The organism is Flavobacterium sp. (assembly GCF_041911335.1).
In the GTDB taxonomy this organism is placed as follows: domain Bacteria; phylum Bacteroidota; class Bacteroidia; order Flavobacteriales; family Flavobacteriaceae; genus Flavobacterium.
Genome location: NZ_JAYRPD010000019.1, coordinates 90,419 through 106,148, shown reverse-complemented (window position 1 = coordinate 106,148; position 15,730 = coordinate 90,419). Strand labels below are relative to the sequence as shown.

Genomic DNA, 15,730 nt, shown 5'->3' with positions numbered 1-15,730 from the left:
GTGTATTTCTACGAATGTCTTTGATGAAATTCTCTGCTGTTTTTTTCTTAGGTGTTTTCATACTATTTCAAAGTTAATAATTTTTGAAAACACTCTCTTAGTTTTGAACTAAATCAGTCCACTTTTTGCTGATGATTTACACTAAAGTTCCATAGGCATAACCATTTCCAATTAGGTCTTTAATTTTATCATTATGACTTTGATAAATTTGAATGATCATTCGCTCACGTTCTTGTGTTCCAGTTAGTTTTGATTTAAAATTTTCTATTGTCAAATCTTCATTTTTGTGGAGCAATTCCATCTGAATATCAATAACTTTTGATTTCATTAAATCAAGATAGTTATTTATTGTCCTAGCTTCTTCTGAATTACCTTTCATTTTTGATTGTTCAGGGGACCATTTGGATTTTTCAATGAATTTTTTAGTACTGAATTCAAAACGTTCTCCGTTTACAGTTAACCTGAAATAAATTGGTAATTGACCATTTTTGTTGGCTTTTGAAGTTTTTGCATAAATATGCACAGTGATTTTTGCTTTCATGGTGGTGACCTTTTAATTAGTATTCAATTTAATTTTTAAACTTTTAGTAAACAAGATGTACACTTTTTGAACAAGCATTGAACAGGTTGTTAGCACAGTGTTTACAGTGCTTGAGTGAATTTAGCGAGACCCAAAATTGTAGAAATTTTTAGGGTCTCGATTTTGTCCCTTTCGCATTAAGATTGAATGAATAATTTGGTATATGCCCCAAAGCAAAAAGCCGATAAATCATAAGATTTATCGGCTTTTGAAACCATTTGTTTTTAAATATGTGGGCGATGAGGGGTTCGAACCCCCGACCCCCTCGGTGTAAACGAGGTGCTCTGAACCAGCTGAGCTAATCGCCCCAATAAAGTGCTTTACTATTTCTGTATTGCGAGTGCAAATATACAAGGAATATTTGTTTCTGCAAGCAATTTTAAATAAAAATTACTTTTTTTCTATCTTTTCTAACAAGACTTTGTTTGAATAATTCACCATAGTTATGGTAATTTCTTCATTATTAGAAGTTTTGCCTTCAATTACATAAACTTTGCCTTTTCTGTAGGCTTCATTACTTTTTGAAAAATCGACATCACCATAGCGTAAACTGTTACGAATATCTTCTAAGGTAACCCATTTTCCATCTAAAGACTTTTGCGCTAGTGAATCAATTTCTAGTGATTTACTTCTTAAATCTTTCAAAACTCTACAATTTGGAAAATAGCAAAATTCAACACCTTTGTCTGTTGCCTTGGCTTTTAAAAACCACATTACAAAAACGCCACCTAAAAATAAGCCAAAAAGGTAATATGCTAAACGAAACTGAAATTTCATAAAATTATAATTTCCGCAAATTTAGTTCAAATAAAGAACAAAAGGAATATTTTTTGGTTTAAAAAACAATCAGATTAATATCGCGATACTCTAAATTAAACCAGTCGGCAATAGCTTTATTGGTAAGTAATCCGTGATAGCTATAAATACCATTTTTCAAACCTCTGTTACAACGGATAGCACTTTCAATTCCGCCATCTTCTGCAATGTGCAGCAAGAAAGGAGAAATAATATTACTAATCGACATGGAAGCCGTTTTAGAATAACGAGAAGGGATATTTGGAACACAATAATGAATCACCCCGTTTTTAATGAAAGTTGGTTTTTCATGTGTAGTAACTTCTGAAGTTTCAAAACAACCACCTGTATCAATGCTAACATCTACAATAACAGCTCCTTTTTTCATGTGTTCTACCATGGTTTCTGTAACCACAACAGGAGCTCTGTTTTTTCCTTTCATTGCGCCAATAGCAACATCACATCGTCTCAGTGCTTTTAAAAGCGATTTTTCTTGAATGGTAGAAGTAAATATTCTTTGATTTAAGGTGTTTTGTAAACGACGTAATTTGGTAATCGAATTATCAAATACTTTTACATGTGCGCCTAATCCTAAAGCAGTTCTTGCAGCGTATTCCGCTACAGTTCCAGCACCAATAATAACAACTTTAGTAGGAGGGACGCCAGTAATATTTCCGAAAAGTAAGCCTTTACCAATATTTTCACCAATCATCAATTCGGAAGCGATTAGAACAGATGCGGTTCCTGCAATTTCTGATAATGATTTTACTGCGGGATACGAGCCATCTTCATCTTTTATAAATTCAAATGCTAAAGCCGTAATTCTTTTAGCAGCTAAAGCTTCAAAATATTCTTTTTTCTGCGTTTTTAATTGAATTGCCGAAATCACAATCGTTTGCGGATTCATCATTTCAATTTCAGTAAGGGTAGGTGGCTCTACCTTCAAAATCATTGGGCAACCCAACACTTTTTTTCTGTCTTGCGTGATTTCTGCACCTGCATCGCTGTATTCTTTGTCGGTATAACTTGAAGTTTCTCCAGCTCCTGATTCTAACATTACGCGATGTCCGTGCGAAACTAATGAAGAAACCGCATCAGGCGTTAAGCAAATTCTTCTTTCTTGATAGGAAGTTTCTTTTGGAATTCCTATAAATAATTCGCTTTTATGACGCGCTACTTCAAGTTTTTCTTCTTGTGGAAGCAATTGCGAAGCAGAAAAAGGAGTGTATATCGACATTACTTTTGATTTTGAGGTTCTAAATTAGGAATTATTTTAGACTTGGGAAATAGATTCACAAAAAAAGAGAATAGAAGTTGATTTTCTATTCTCTTTCGTATTTAATTTTTGAGCGTTAGTTCACGTTTACCATTTGGTAAAATTTTTATAGAAATACTCGCATGGTCAATCGGAATTAAGTTTGGCGTTTTTTCAGGCCATTCGATAAAGCACCAATTATCAGAATAGAAATATTCGTCTAATCCCATATCATATCCTTCTTCTTCCGAATTTAAACGATATAAATCAAAGTGATACACCGTTTCGCCTTCAAAAGTTCTGTATTCGTTTACTAAAGAAAATGTTGGGCTGCTTGAATTATCTTTTACGCCCAACTCTTTGACCAATTCTTTAATCAAAGTCGTTTTTCCAGCGCCCATTTGCGCATGAAACGTGATGATTTTCTTTAACGAAGGTGTAGCAAGAATCTGTTTTGCAATGGCATTTATTTCTTCTAAACTGTAAATTACGGTCATACTAAATTTTGCTTTTACTGAACACTTTTGACTGAATACTGAACACTTTTACCTCGGCTCTAAAACTAAGAATGGAATCACCATTTCTTCTAACGAAATTCCTCCATGTTGATAGGTATTTCGGTAATAACTCACATAATGATTGTAGTTGTTTACGTAAGCCAAAAATAAATCGTTTTTCGCAAAAATAAAAGAGCTACTCATGTTTAGTGCTGGTAACCCAATTTTCTTCGGATCTTTCACGGCGTAAACATCTTTGTCTTCATAAGTTAAACTTCTTCCTGTTTTATAGCGAAGATTTAAACTCGTGTTTTTATCACCAATAACTTTCGACGGATTTTTACAATTGATAGTTCCGTGGTCGGTAGTTATAATCAATTTAAAACCAAGTTGTTGAGCTTGTTGAATCATATCCAAAAGCGGAGAATTCTTGAACCAACTTGCCGTTAAAGAACGATACGCTTTATCGTTTGAAGCTAATTCTTTCACCACATCCATTTCGGTTTTAGCGTGCGATAACATGTCTACGAAATTGTAAACAATTGTTGTCAAATCATTGTTTTTTAACGATTTGAAGTTGTCTGCTAATTTTTTTCCCGAAGCAAAATTCGTAATCTTATAATATTCTTGTTTGATGTTTAATCCTAAGCGTTTTAATTGCTCGGTTAAAAATTCGCCTTCATAGAGGTTTTTTCCACCTTCATCAGGATCGTTTTTCCAATATTGCGGAAATTTTTTTTCCATTTCCAAAGGTGTTAATCCTGAGAAAATAGCATTACGAGCATATTGAGTAGCAGTTGGTAGAATAGAGAAGTAGCTCACTTCTTTTTCTAATTTGTAGTGATTGTTTACAACACTTTCAAACGCTTTCCATTGGTCGTAACGTAAATTATCGATAACTACAAACAATATAGGTTTGTCTTTTTTACGGATTTCAGGCGCTACTAATTCACCAAAAATTTCATGAGAAAGAATCGGTTTGTCTGCTTTTGGTTGGAACCAATCTTCGTAATTACGTTCGATGAATTTTCCAAATTGCACATTAGCTTCGATTTTTTGACTTTCCAAAATTTCTACCATGCTTTGGTCTTCGATATTTTCCAGCTCTAATTCCCAAAATAATAGTTTTTTGTACAATTCTACCCAATCTTCATAAGTACGAACCATTGCCATATCCATCGCAATTTTTCTGAATTCTTTCTGATAATCTAATGTTGTTTTTTCAGAAATCAATCGCGAATGGTCTAAATTCTTCTTTAAACTCAATAAAATCTGATTTGGATTAACCGGTTTTATCAAATAATCGGCGATTTTAGAACCGATGGCTTCTTCCATGATGTACTCTTCTTCACTTTTAGTAATCATAATCACCGGAACCGAAGATTTCTTTTCTTTTAATTCAGATAAAGTTTCTAAACCGCTTAAACCTGGCATATTTTCATCTAAAAAAACAATGTCGAAGTTATTTTCTTCGAACAAATCGATAGCGTCTTGTCCGTTATTGCAAGTGGTTACGTGATAGTTTTTCTTTTCTAAAAACAAGATATGGGGTTTTAATAAATCAATTTCATCATCTACCCAAAGTATTTTTATCTGACTCATATTTCTTAATTTGTGTGCAAGTTACTATTTATTAAACGAGGTTTGTATTAAATATTGTATAAAATTTTCAATACTTTTTAACGATTTCATTTTGTAAAAAATCGCTACATTTGTTACTAAAATTTTCAAATTGTGAGCCAAACCAATAAACTCAAAATATTTAACGATCCTATTTATGGTTTTATTACCATTCCCAATAGTTTAATTTACGATTTAATTCAGCATCCTTACTTTCAACGTTTACGAAGAATTTCTCAAATGGGTATGTCGTATTTGGTCTATCCAGGAGCGCATCACACGCGTTTTCATCATGCGTTGGGTTGTATGCACATCATGCAAAAAGCAGTTCAAACCTTGCAATTTAAATGTGTTTCTATTTCGGAAGAAGAAGAAAATGCGCTATATATTGCGATTTTGTTGCATGATATTGGTCACGGACCCTACAGTCACGCAATGGAACACAGTATTGTAGAAGAAGTGCATCACGAAGAATTATCGTTGTTGTTCATGGAGCAATTGAATAAGGAATTTGATGGAAAATTATCGCTTGCTATTCAAGTTTTTAAAGGCGAATATCATAGAAAATTCATGTTGCAATTGATTTCAAGTCAGTTGGATATGGATAGAATGGATTACCTAAAACGCGATAGTTTTTATAGCGGTGTAGCAGAAGGAAACATCAACAGTGAACGTTTAATCCAAATGATGAATGTGCAAGATGATTATTTGGTTATCGAAGAAAAAGGAATTTACTCAGTAGAAAAGTTTTTGGTTGCTCGAAGATTGATGTATTGGCAAGCGTATTTGCACAAAACAAGTGTTGTTGCGGAATTAATCTTAACTAAAATTCTAAAACGAGCAAAAGAATTGACTCAAAAAGGAATTCTTTTGCCTTGTAGCGAACCTTTGCAATTCTTTTTGCAAAACAAAATTTCATTGTCTGATTTCGATAAAAGCGTGTTAGATAAGTTTTCTTATTTGGATGATTATGATGTTTTAGGTGCGATAAAAGCTTGGCAATTTCATGATGATTTTGTCTTACAATCACTTTGCCGAATGATACTAAATCGTGATTTATTAAAGATTCAAATGAGTGATGATAAACCAATCAAAGAGAATCTATTAACGATAAAAAATAAATACATTTCTATATCTGGAATTTCGGACAAAGAAGCTGATTATTTTGTTTTCAAAGGCAAGTTGAAAAATCAGGCGTATAGCAAATCAAGCGAACCGATTCGCATCTTAAAAAAGGATAAAACTATTGAAGATGTGGTAGAAGCTTCAGATCAATTGCATTTAAAAGCTTTGTCAAAACCAGTAACAAAATACTTCATTTGTTTTCCAAAAGTGGTATTAGAATCTTAACTTTTTAATTAAATTTTATATTTTTGCCAAGTTGAAGTGGAATCAATACTTGGTATTGAATGAAAATGCGTATTTTTATATCCCAAAATCTATCTAATTAGATAGTAATAAAATTTTTAAATGAAGTTTACAGCAGCGCAAATAGCAGGCATTTTAGAAGGTGAAGTAGTGGGTAATCCAGAGGCTGAAGTTTTTAAATTGTCTAAAATAGAGGAAGGAACCGAAGGCTCATTGACGTTTTTGGCGAATCCTAAATACACCAATTATATTTATTCTACAAAGGCAACTGTTACGATTGTTAACAGCACTTTTGAACCAGAGCAAGAAATTACAACGACTTTAATTAAGGTTGAAGATGCTTATAAATCATTTTCAAAGTTGTTAGAATACTACAATCAAGTAAAATTGATGAAATCAGGAATTGAGCAACCTTCAGTTATTTCAGAAGGTGTAACTTATGGTTCTGATTTGTATTTAGGAAGTTTTTGTTACATAGGAAAAAATGTAACAATTGGAAATAATGTAAAAATTTATCCGAATAGTTTCATTGGAGACAACGTAACCATTGGTGATGATTGTGTTTTCTTTGCTGGTGTTCGAATTTATTCGGAAACGGTTATTGGAAATCGTTGCACGATTCATTCTGGAACAATCATTGGTTCTGACGGATTTGGTTTTGCGCCACAAGAAGATGGGACGTATGCAAAAGTCCCACAAATTGGAAATGTAATTATTGAAGATGATGTTGAAATAGGTGCGTGTACAACAGTTGACAGAGCTACTTTAGGTTCAACTATCATCAGAAAAGGAGTGAAATTGGATAATCATATCCAAGTTGCTCACAATGTTGAAATTGGTGAAAACACCGTAATAGCAGCACAAACCGGAATTGCAGGAACAACTAAAATAGGTAAAAACTGTTTAATCGGTGGTCAAGTTGGTTTTGCTGGACATTTGGTAATTGGTGATGGTGTTAAAATTCAAGCGCAATCAGGAATTGGTAAAAATTTAGAAGCTGGAGAAGTAGTTCAAGGAAGTCCTGCATTCAATTACGGAGATTTCGCAAAATCATTTGTACATTTTAGAAATTTACCAAAGATTGTTACCGATATAGAAGAATTAAAAAATAAAATTAAATAATTTAAAATTTTTATCATGGCGAAGCAAACAACAATTGCTGCAGAAATATCATTAAAAGGTGTAGGTTTACACACAGGTCAAGAAGTTGTAATGACTTTTAAACCAGCTCCTGTAAACAACGGATTTACATTTGTACGTGTAGATTTAGAAGGGCAACCAATTATTGAAGCTGATGCAAATTATGTTGTAAATACGCAACGAGGCACTAATTTAGAAAAATTAGGAGTAATGATTCAAACACCAGAGCACGTTTTAGCGGCGCTTGTGGGTTGCGATTTAGATAACGTTATTATAGAATTAAACGCTTCTGAACTTCCTATTATGGATGGTTCTTCTAAATATTTTGTTGAAGCTATAGAGAAAGTTGGAATTATTGAACAAGAAGCTGAGCGAAAAATATACGTTGTAAAAGATGTAATTTCTTATTTAGATGAAACTACAGGAAGTGAAATTACTGTAATTCCTTCTGATGAATATTGTGTAACCGCAATGGTAGATTTTGGTACTAAAGTTTTAGGAACTCAAAACGCAACAATGAAAAGTATAAAAGAGTTTAAAACTGAAATCGCTGATTGTAGAACGTTTAGTTTCTTACATGAGTTGGAATCGCTTTTGAATAACGGCTTAATCAAAGGTGGTGACTTAAATAATGCCATTGTTTATGTTGATAAAGAAATTTCAGCAGAAACAATGGAAAATTTAAAGAAAGCTTTCAATAAAGAAACGATTTCGGTTAAATCTAACGGAATTTTAGATAATCTTACGTTGCATTTTCCTAACGAAGCCGCTCGTCATAAATTATTAGATGTTGTAGGTGATTTATCTTTAATAGGAACAAGAATCCAAGGAAAAGTTATTGCCAACAAGCCTGGACACTATGTAAATACACAGTTTGCCAAGAAAATTGCTAAAATCATTAAATTAGAAGAGCGTAATAATGTTCCTAGTTATGATATCAACAAAGAACCTGTAATGGATATTCATGGTATTATGGAATTATTACCACACAGACCTCCATTTTTATTAGTTGATAAAATTTTAGAATTATCAGAAACACATGTGGTTGGATTGAAAAATGTAACAATGAATGAAGATTTCTTCGTTGGACATTTTCCAGGAGCTCCAGTAATGCCCGGTGTTTTACAGATTGAAGCTATGGCACAAACCGGTGGAATTTTAATTTTAAGCACCGTTCCAGATCCAGAAAATTACTTAACGTATTTCATGAAAATTGATAATGTTAAGTTCAAAAATAAAGTCTTACCAGGTGATACCTTATTCTTTAAATGTGATTTAATTTCTCCTATTAGAAGAGGAATTTGTCACATGCAAGCTTATGCGTATGCTAATGGTAAATTAGTATCAGAAGCCGAATTAATGGCACAAATTGTTAAAGTAAAATAAAAAAATCATATGAATCAACCATTAGCTTATGTGCACCCAGGTGCTAAAATAGCAAGAAACGTAGTAATTGACCCTTTTACTACTATTCATAACAATGTTGAAATAGGTGAGGGAACTTGGATTGGTTCAAACGTTACCATTATGGAAGGTGCTCGTATCGGTAAGAATTGTAATATTTTTCCTGGTGCAGTAATTTCTGCGGTTCCTCAAGATTTAAAATTTGGAGGCGAAGATTCATTGGCTGTTATTGGTGATAATACAACAATTAGAGAGTGTGTAACAATTAACAGAGGGACAGTGGCTTCAGGTCAAACCGTAATTGGAAAAAATTGTTTGATTATGGCTACAGCTCACATTGCACACGACTGCCACATTGGAGATAACGCTATTATCGTAAATGGTGTAGCTTTAGCAGGACACGTTACGGTAGGTAATTTTGCAATTATTGGAGGTTTAGCTGCTGTTCATCAGTTTATTTCAATTGGAGATCACGCTATGATTTCTGGTGGTTCATTGGTAAGAAAAGACGTTCCTCCGTATACAAAAGCGGCAAAAGAGCCTTTGTCTTATGTGGGAATCAATTCAGTTGGGTTAAGAAGAAGAGGATTTTCAACAGATAAAATCAGAGAAATTCAAGATATCTATAGAATTTTATACCAAAAAAATTACAATACTTCACAAGCAGTAAGCATCATTGAAGCTGAAATGGAAGCTACAACTGAACGAGATGAAATTTTAGATTTCATTAAAAATTCTTCTCGTGGAATCATGAAAGGTTACACTAGCTCATTGTAATTTTAAATTTAAATTTAAAAAAGAATAAATCAATAAACATCAAATAAAAACAAAATGGCAAGTACATCAGATATTAGAAACGGATTATGTATCAAATACAATAACGATATTTATAAAATTATCGAATTTCTTCACGTAAAACCAGGTAAAGGACCAGCTTTCGTAAGAACAAAATTAAAATCGTTAACAAATGGAAAAGTATTAGATAACACATTTTCTGCTGGACACAAAATTGATGAAGTACGTGTTGAAACACATACCTTCCAATATTTATATGCTGAAGGAGATCAATTTCACTTCATGAATAACGAATCATTTGAACAAATTACGTTAGACAAAAAAGTATTAGATGCTCCAGATTTATTAAAAGAAGGAACCAACGTAATGATTCAAATTAATGCTGAAACAGAAGCACCTTTATCAGTAGATATGCCAGCTTCTATCGTTTTAGAAGTGACTTATGCTGAGCCAGGAGTTAAAGGAAATACAGCTACAAATGCTACAAAACCAGCAACTGTAGAAACAGGAGCTACTGTAAACGTTCCGTTGTTTATCAATGAAGGTGATAAAATCAAAATTGATACAGCAACCGGAAACTACATGGAAAGAGTAAAAGAATAGTTTTCAGTTTACTGTCGCAGTTGGCAGATTCCAATAAGAACTGAAAACTGCGACTGTAAATTGTGACTGAACACAAATCACAAATAAATGAAATTTCCAAAAGTTTATCCTCTAAAAGATATTGCCCAAATTATCAATTGTAATTTTGTGGGTGATGCCGATTTTCCAGTTCACGGTATGAATGAGATTCATGTGGTAGAACCTGGCGATATCGTATTCGTAGATCATCCAAAATATTATGACAAAGCACTTCAATCGGCTGCTACTATTGTTTTAATTAACAAAGAAGTGGAATGCCCAGAAGGAAAAGCATTGTTAATTTCTGATGATCCTTTTAGAGATTTCAATAAACTTACAAAACATTTCAGACCATTTCAAGCTTCAAATGCTGCAATTTCAGATTCAGCTATAATCGGAGAAGGAACGGTTATTCAACCCAATTGTTTCATCGGACATAATGTTCAAATTGGTAAAAATTGTTTGATTCATCCAAATGTTACGATTTACGATAATACTGTAATTGGTGATAACGTAATGATTCACGCTGGAACTATTTTAGGAGCTGATGCTTTTTATTATAAAAAACGTCCAGAAGGTTTCGACCAATTATTATCTGGTGGGCGAGTAGTAATTGAAGATAATGTTGGAATCGGAGCTTTATGTACGATTGACAAAGGAGTTACAGGCGACACCACTATCGGAGCTGGAACTAAAATTGATAATCAAGTGCATGTTGGCCACGATACCGTTATTGGAAAAAAATGTTTGATTGCTTCACAAACTGGAATTGCAGGATGTGTCGTTATTGAAGATGAAGTAACGCTTTGGGGACAAGTTGGAACTACAAGCGGAATTACTATTGGAACCAAAGCTGTCGTTCTGGCACAATCCGGAGTTTCCAAGTCTTTAGAAAGTGGAAAAGTATACTTTGGTTATCCGGCTGAAGAATCTCGTGAGAAATTAAAACAATTAGCCAACGTAAAACGAATTCCAGAAATCATTGAAAAATTAAAACAAAATGACAAATAGAACCAAAATCGAATTTTTGTATAAAGAAGATGGTATGCGAAATGACGTTTTTTTAAACGAACTTTTGCACGATGATTTTATTTTAGATTGGGACAGTTCACAAGGAAACGTCAACATGACCAAAGAAGATATTATTAATTTGGCAAAACAGTTAAAACAAAATTACGTGGATTCCTTCATGGAAATTTCTCACTTTATTGAAGATGATAATCAAATCATGGTGAAATATAACCATAAAGTAACTACTATCGAAAATCCAAAAGAGTTTGTTCTTATTGCAAAAGTCGTTGCTATTTGGGAATTTGAAGACAATAAAATTAAAAAAGGATATCAAATTAGCAAATCTAATTAAAAAAATACAATAAAAATTACGTGATTATTTGGTAAAAAACTTACTTTTGCATCACAAATTTAAACACAATTTAATTCATATATCATGAGCGTTTTAGTAAATAAAAATTCAAAAATAATTGTACAAGGATTTACAGGTAGCGAAGGAACTTTCCACGCTTCTCAAATGATTGAGTACGGAACAAATGTTGTAGGTGGTGTAACTCCAGGAAAAGGTGGTTCAACACATTTAGACAGACCGGTTTTTAACACAGTTAAAGATGCTGTTGAAAAAGCAGGTGCTGATACTTCAATTATCTTCGTTCCACCAGCATTTGCTGCTGATGCAATTATGGAAGCTGCTGAAGCAGGTATCAAAGTAATCATTTGTATTACTGAAGGTATTCCAGTTGCAGATATGATTAAAGCGTATGATTATATTAAAGGAAAAGATTGCCGTTTAGTTGGTCCTAACTGTCCAGGTGTAATTACTCCGGAAGAAGCTAAAGTGGGTATTATGCCAGGTTTCGTTTTCAAAAAAGGAACAGTTGGAATTGTATCTAAATCAGGTACTTTAACTTACGAAGCTGCTGACCAAGTAGTAAAACAAGGATTAGGAATTACTACAGCTATCGGAATTGGTGGTGACCCAATTATTGGAACAACTACTAAAGAAGCAGTAGAATTATTAATGAACGACCCAGAAACTGAAATCATCATTATGATTGGTGAAATTGGAGGTCAATTAGAAGCAGATGCTGCTCGTTGGATTAAAGCTGACGGAAACCGTAAACCAGTTGTTGGATTCATTGCAGGTGAAACGGCTCCAAAAGGAAGAACAATGGGTCACGCAGGTGCAATCGTTGGTGGTGCTGATGATACAGCTGAAGCTAAAAAACGCATCATGAGAGAAAACGGAATTCACGTTGTAGATTCTCCAGCTGAAATTGGTAAAAAAGTAAAAGAAGTTTTAGGATAGTTTTTTTCAAAGACATATAAATAAAAGCCTTACATTTTGTAGGGCTTTTATTTTTTAAGAATCTAAATTATTATATTTGCTTAACAAAATATCAAATTATATAGAAAATGAAATTATTAGAAGGAAAAGTTGCCATTATTACAGGTGCAAGCCGTGGAATTGGTAGCGGTATAGCAAAAGTTTTTGCAGAACAAGGAGCAAATGTTGCTTTTACATATAGTTCGTCTGTAGAATCAGCTTTGACATTAGAAAATGAATTAAATGCTTTAGGAATTAAAGCTAAAGGATACAAATCAAACGCCGCAGATTTTAACGAGGCACAAAAATTAGTGGATGACGTTATTGCTGAATTTGGTACAATTGACGTTTTAATCAACAATGCTGGAATCACAAAAGATAATTTATTAATGCGTATGTCGGAAGAAGATTTTGATAAAGTAATCGAAATTAACTTGAAATCGGTTTTCAATATGACAAAAGCAGTACAAAAAATCATGTTGAAAAACCGTAAAGGTTCTATCGTAAACATGAGTAGTGTAGTAGGAGTAAAAGGAAATGCGGGTCAAGCTAACTACGCAGCTTCTAAAGCAGGTATGAACGGATTTACTAAATCTATTGCGTTAGAATTAGGTTCAAGAAACATTCGTTGCAATGCAATCGCTCCAGGTTTTATTGAAACTGAAATGACTGCAAAATTAAATGAAGATGTAGTAAAAGGATGGAGAGAAGCTATTCCATTAAAACGCGGAGGAACTCCAGAAGATGTAGCCAACGTTTGTGTTTTCTTAGCTTCTGACATGAGTGCTTATGTAACAGGACAAGTTATTAATGTTGACGGAGGAATGTTAACGTAAAGTTTAAACGGTTAAAGTTTATGAGTTTAAAAGTTATGAAATGAGAGTTTTTAGTTTTGAAAAGTTAATTGCTTGGCAAAAAGGAAGAGAATTAGCTTTAATTATTTATAAGACTACAAAACAATTTCCTAAGGACGAAACTTTTGGTTTAACAAGTCAAATGAGACGTTGTTCGATTTCAATAGCTTCAAATTTAGCCGAAGGTTCTGGGAGAAACTCCTACAAAGACAAAGCTAGATTTTCTGAAATTGCCTATGGTTCTTCGTTAGAATTATTGAATCAAGTGATTTTGTGTCATGATTTTGAATACATTAATGAAAATGAATACTTATTGGTACGAGAAAAAATAACAGAAGTCAATATGCTTATAGATGGTTTATATAAATCACAAATGATTAAAGCGAATCAACCCTCTTAAACTTTTAAACCTATAAACTTTTAAACACATAATGACAACAAGCACAATTTTACTTCTCCTATTATCAGTAATTATTGCTGCTGGATTGTCGTTTTATCAATATTTATATAAAGTCAAAAACCAGTCAAAATTGTACTGGTTTTTGGCATTTTTACGTTTTATAAGTTTGTTTTCGATCTTTTTATTGTTGATTAATCCGATTATTAGTCGAAAAATTACTGAAATTAAGAAAACACTTTTACCAATAGTTGTAGATAATTCCAAATCTATTTCCGAATTAAAAGCAACAAAAGAAGCGTCAGAGTTATATCTAAAAATTGCAGAAAATAAAGCTATTACAGAAAAATATGATGTGCAATTATTTTCGTTTGATGACGAATTTCAGTCATTGGAAAAATTAGATTTTAAAGGCAATCAATCCCATATTGATGGTGTAGCTAAAAATTTAAAGCAATTGTACCGAAACACTAATTATCCAGTGGTTTTATTTACCGACGGAAATCAAACCATGGGTAATGATTATGTGTTTAGTTTTCAGGAAAATACAAGTGTTTTCCCCGTTGTTTTAGGCGATACTACTACGGTTTTAGATTTGAAAATCAACCGAATCAACGCTAATAAATACGCTTTTTTAAAGAATAAATTTCCAGTTGAAGTATTTTTACAATACAATGGAAATGAAACCATTACATCTAGTTTTTTAATCCAATCAGGAAATCAAACAGTTCACAAGCAAACAGTTACTTTTTCAAAAGACAAAAAAGCCCAATCGGTTACCGTTTTATTAAATGCTGATAAAGTTGGAATTGCCAAATATAAAGCGGTAATTTCATCTAATATAAAAGAAAAAAATACCTCTAATAATGCTAAGAATTTTGCAGTTGAAGTAATCGATCAACGAAGTGAAATTGCTTTAATTTCTGCCATTAATCATCCTGATTTAGGTGCTTTAAAAAGAAGTATTGAAGTTAATCAACAACGTAAAGTAACTATTGTTAAGCCAAATGAAATCAAATCATTACAAAATTATAATGTTTTAATTTTGTATCAACCTAATACAACTTTCAAGTCTATATTTGAGCAAAATAAAGCAGCCCAAATCAATACTTTTATTATATCTGGAACTGCAACAGATTTTGGTTTTTTAAATCAAATGCAAGATGATTTATTATTTAAAATGTCGGCACCAAAAGAAGATTATTTAGCTACTTATGAATCCGATTTTAATTTGTTTGCTCAAACGAATATTGGATTTGAAAATTTTCCTCCATTAGAACATAATTTTGGAGTTGTTGCTGCTAAAAATAATGTAAATACGTTGCTATCTGCAAGAGTAAGAAATGTTCCGGTTCAGAATCCGATTTTGACATTTACAGAAAACGGAAGTAAAAGAAAAGCGTATTTGATTGGAGAAAATATTTGGAAATGGCGTTTGGAAAATCACTTAAATAAAAAATCATTTGAAGATTTTGATTTGTTTACCGATAAAATTATTCAGTTTTTAGTTTCTAATGCTTCTAAAAAGAATTTGAATGTTACTTATGAAAGTTTCTACAATTCAGGCGAAAATATTGAAATTACGGCGGAATATTTCAATAAGAATTTTGAGTTTGATGATAAAGCACAACTTACTATTCAGGTTGTAAATTCAAAAACCAAAGCCACAAAAAAATACGATTTACTTAAATCAACCAATTCTTACAAAGTGAATTTAGACGGATTGGAAGCAGGAAATTACAGTTTTAAAGTAACTGAAAAACAATCAAATACTACTTTTTCTGGTGGTTTTGAAGTTTTAGATTTTGAAATCGAGAAACAATTCGTAAATCCAGATAAATCTAGATTAGAGCAATTGGCAATAAATACCAAAGGAAAAGTTTTTTATCCAAATCAAATCGAGAATGTAATTCAAACCTTGATTGATAATGAAAACTATATTCCAACACAAAAAGAAACCATTAAAAAATCACCACTTATTGATTGGATTTGGTTACTTCTTATCGCTGTTTTTGCTCTTACTTCAGAATGGTTTATTCGAAAATATAATGGTTTATTATAAATTA

Annotated in this window: 16 protein-coding genes and 1 tRNA gene; 11 read left to right on the top strand and 6 right to left on the bottom strand. The window is 32.5% G+C overall.

What is annotated here, in order from left to right:
- Positions 1-136: 136 nt before the first annotated feature.
- The 6 genes from ACE3PD_RS02505 to ACE3PD_RS02480 form a co-directional block, all read right to left on the bottom strand.
- Positions 137-541 (bottom strand): Arm DNA-binding domain-containing protein, encoded by a 405-nt coding sequence (locus ACE3PD_RS02505; RefSeq protein WP_374399218.1) that lies wholly within the window; start codon positions 539-541, stop codon positions 137-139.
- A gap of 272 nt (positions 542-813) precedes the next feature.
- Positions 814-888, bottom strand: a tRNA-Val gene (locus ACE3PD_RS02500).
- 82 nt (positions 889-970) lie between these two features.
- Positions 971-1,357: a DUF4258 domain-containing protein gene (locus tag ACE3PD_RS02495; protein ID WP_374399216.1), complete on the bottom strand. Its 387-nt coding sequence runs from the start codon at positions 1,355-1,357 to the stop codon at positions 971-973.
- Positions 1,358-1,415: 58 nt separating this feature from the next.
- Positions 1,416-2,612, bottom strand: a complete 1,197-nt coding sequence (locus ACE3PD_RS02490; protein ID WP_374399214.1) for an alanine dehydrogenase — start codon at positions 2,610-2,612, stop codon at positions 1,416-1,418.
- A gap of 101 nt (positions 2,613-2,713) precedes the next feature.
- Entirely contained in the window at positions 2,714-3,127 is a 414-nt protein-coding gene (tsaE, locus tag ACE3PD_RS02485) for a tRNA (adenosine(37)-N6)-threonylcarbamoyltransferase complex ATPase subunit type 1 TsaE (RefSeq protein WP_026725814.1), read from the bottom strand.
- Between the two features lie 48 nt (positions 3,128-3,175).
- Positions 3,176-4,729: a bifunctional response regulator/alkaline phosphatase family protein gene (locus tag ACE3PD_RS02480; protein WP_291109426.1), complete on the bottom strand. Its 1,554-nt coding sequence runs from the start codon at positions 4,727-4,729 to the stop codon at positions 3,176-3,178.
- Positions 4,730-4,861: 132 nt separating this feature from the next.
- Here ACE3PD_RS02480 and ACE3PD_RS02475 point away from each other — a divergent pair, with 132 nt between their 5' ends.
- The 11 genes from ACE3PD_RS02475 to ACE3PD_RS02425 all read left to right on the top strand — a co-directional run bounded on the left by ACE3PD_RS02475 (position 4,862) and on the right by ACE3PD_RS02425 (position 15,726).
- Positions 4,862-6,097, top strand: coding sequence for an HD domain-containing protein (locus ACE3PD_RS02475; RefSeq protein ID WP_374399212.1), 1,236 nt, complete (start codon positions 4,862-4,864; stop codon positions 6,095-6,097).
- 120 nt (positions 6,098-6,217) lie between these two features.
- A complete protein-coding gene (lpxD, locus tag ACE3PD_RS02470; protein WP_374399210.1) occupies positions 6,218-7,237 on the top strand; it encodes a UDP-3-O-(3-hydroxymyristoyl)glucosamine N-acyltransferase in 1,020 nt (339 codons plus the stop codon).
- Positions 7,238-7,252: 15 nt separating this feature from the next.
- A complete protein-coding gene (locus tag ACE3PD_RS02465) occupies positions 7,253-8,641 on the top strand; it encodes a bifunctional UDP-3-O-[3-hydroxymyristoyl] N-acetylglucosamine deacetylase/3-hydroxyacyl-ACP dehydratase (protein WP_374399208.1) in 1,389 nt (462 codons plus the stop codon).
- Positions 8,642-8,650: 9 nt separating this feature from the next.
- Entirely contained in the window at positions 8,651-9,436 is a 786-nt protein-coding gene (gene lpxA, locus ACE3PD_RS02460) for an acyl-ACP--UDP-N-acetylglucosamine O-acyltransferase (protein ID WP_374399206.1), read from the top strand.
- A 54-nt stretch (positions 9,437-9,490) separates the two neighbouring features.
- Entirely contained in the window at positions 9,491-10,057 is a 567-nt protein-coding gene (efp, locus tag ACE3PD_RS02455) for an elongation factor P (protein ID WP_026725820.1), read from the top strand.
- An 87-nt stretch (positions 10,058-10,144) separates the two neighbouring features.
- Entirely contained in the window at positions 10,145-11,086 is a 942-nt protein-coding gene (locus ACE3PD_RS02450; protein WP_374399203.1) for a UDP-3-O-(3-hydroxymyristoyl)glucosamine N-acyltransferase, read from the top strand.
- Positions 11,076-11,438, top strand: a complete 363-nt coding sequence (locus ACE3PD_RS02445; protein WP_374399201.1) for a nuclear transport factor 2 family protein — start codon at positions 11,076-11,078, stop codon at positions 11,436-11,438. Before ACE3PD_RS02450 ends, ACE3PD_RS02445 begins: the two co-directional genes overlap by 11 nt.
- Positions 11,439-11,522: 84 nt before the next feature.
- Entirely contained in the window at positions 11,523-12,395 is an 873-nt protein-coding gene (gene sucD / locus ACE3PD_RS02440) for a succinate--CoA ligase subunit alpha (protein WP_026725823.1), read from the top strand.
- A gap of 107 nt (positions 12,396-12,502) precedes the next feature.
- On the top strand, positions 12,503-13,249 hold the full coding sequence (gene fabG, locus ACE3PD_RS02435) for a 3-oxoacyl-[acyl-carrier-protein] reductase (RefSeq protein ID WP_374399199.1): 747 nt from the start codon (positions 12,503-12,505) through the stop codon (positions 13,247-13,249).
- Between the two features lie 40 nt (positions 13,250-13,289).
- The gene (locus ACE3PD_RS02430; protein ID WP_374399197.1) at positions 13,290-13,667 is read left to right on the top strand and encodes a four helix bundle protein; all 378 of its coding nucleotides are present in this window, start codon (positions 13,290-13,292) and stop codon (positions 13,665-13,667) included.
- Between the two features lie 31 nt (positions 13,668-13,698).
- The gene (locus ACE3PD_RS02425) at positions 13,699-15,726 is read left to right on the top strand and encodes a hypothetical protein (RefSeq protein WP_374399195.1); all 2,028 of its coding nucleotides are present in this window, start codon (positions 13,699-13,701) and stop codon (positions 15,724-15,726) included.
- Positions 15,727-15,730 lie beyond the last annotated feature (4 nt).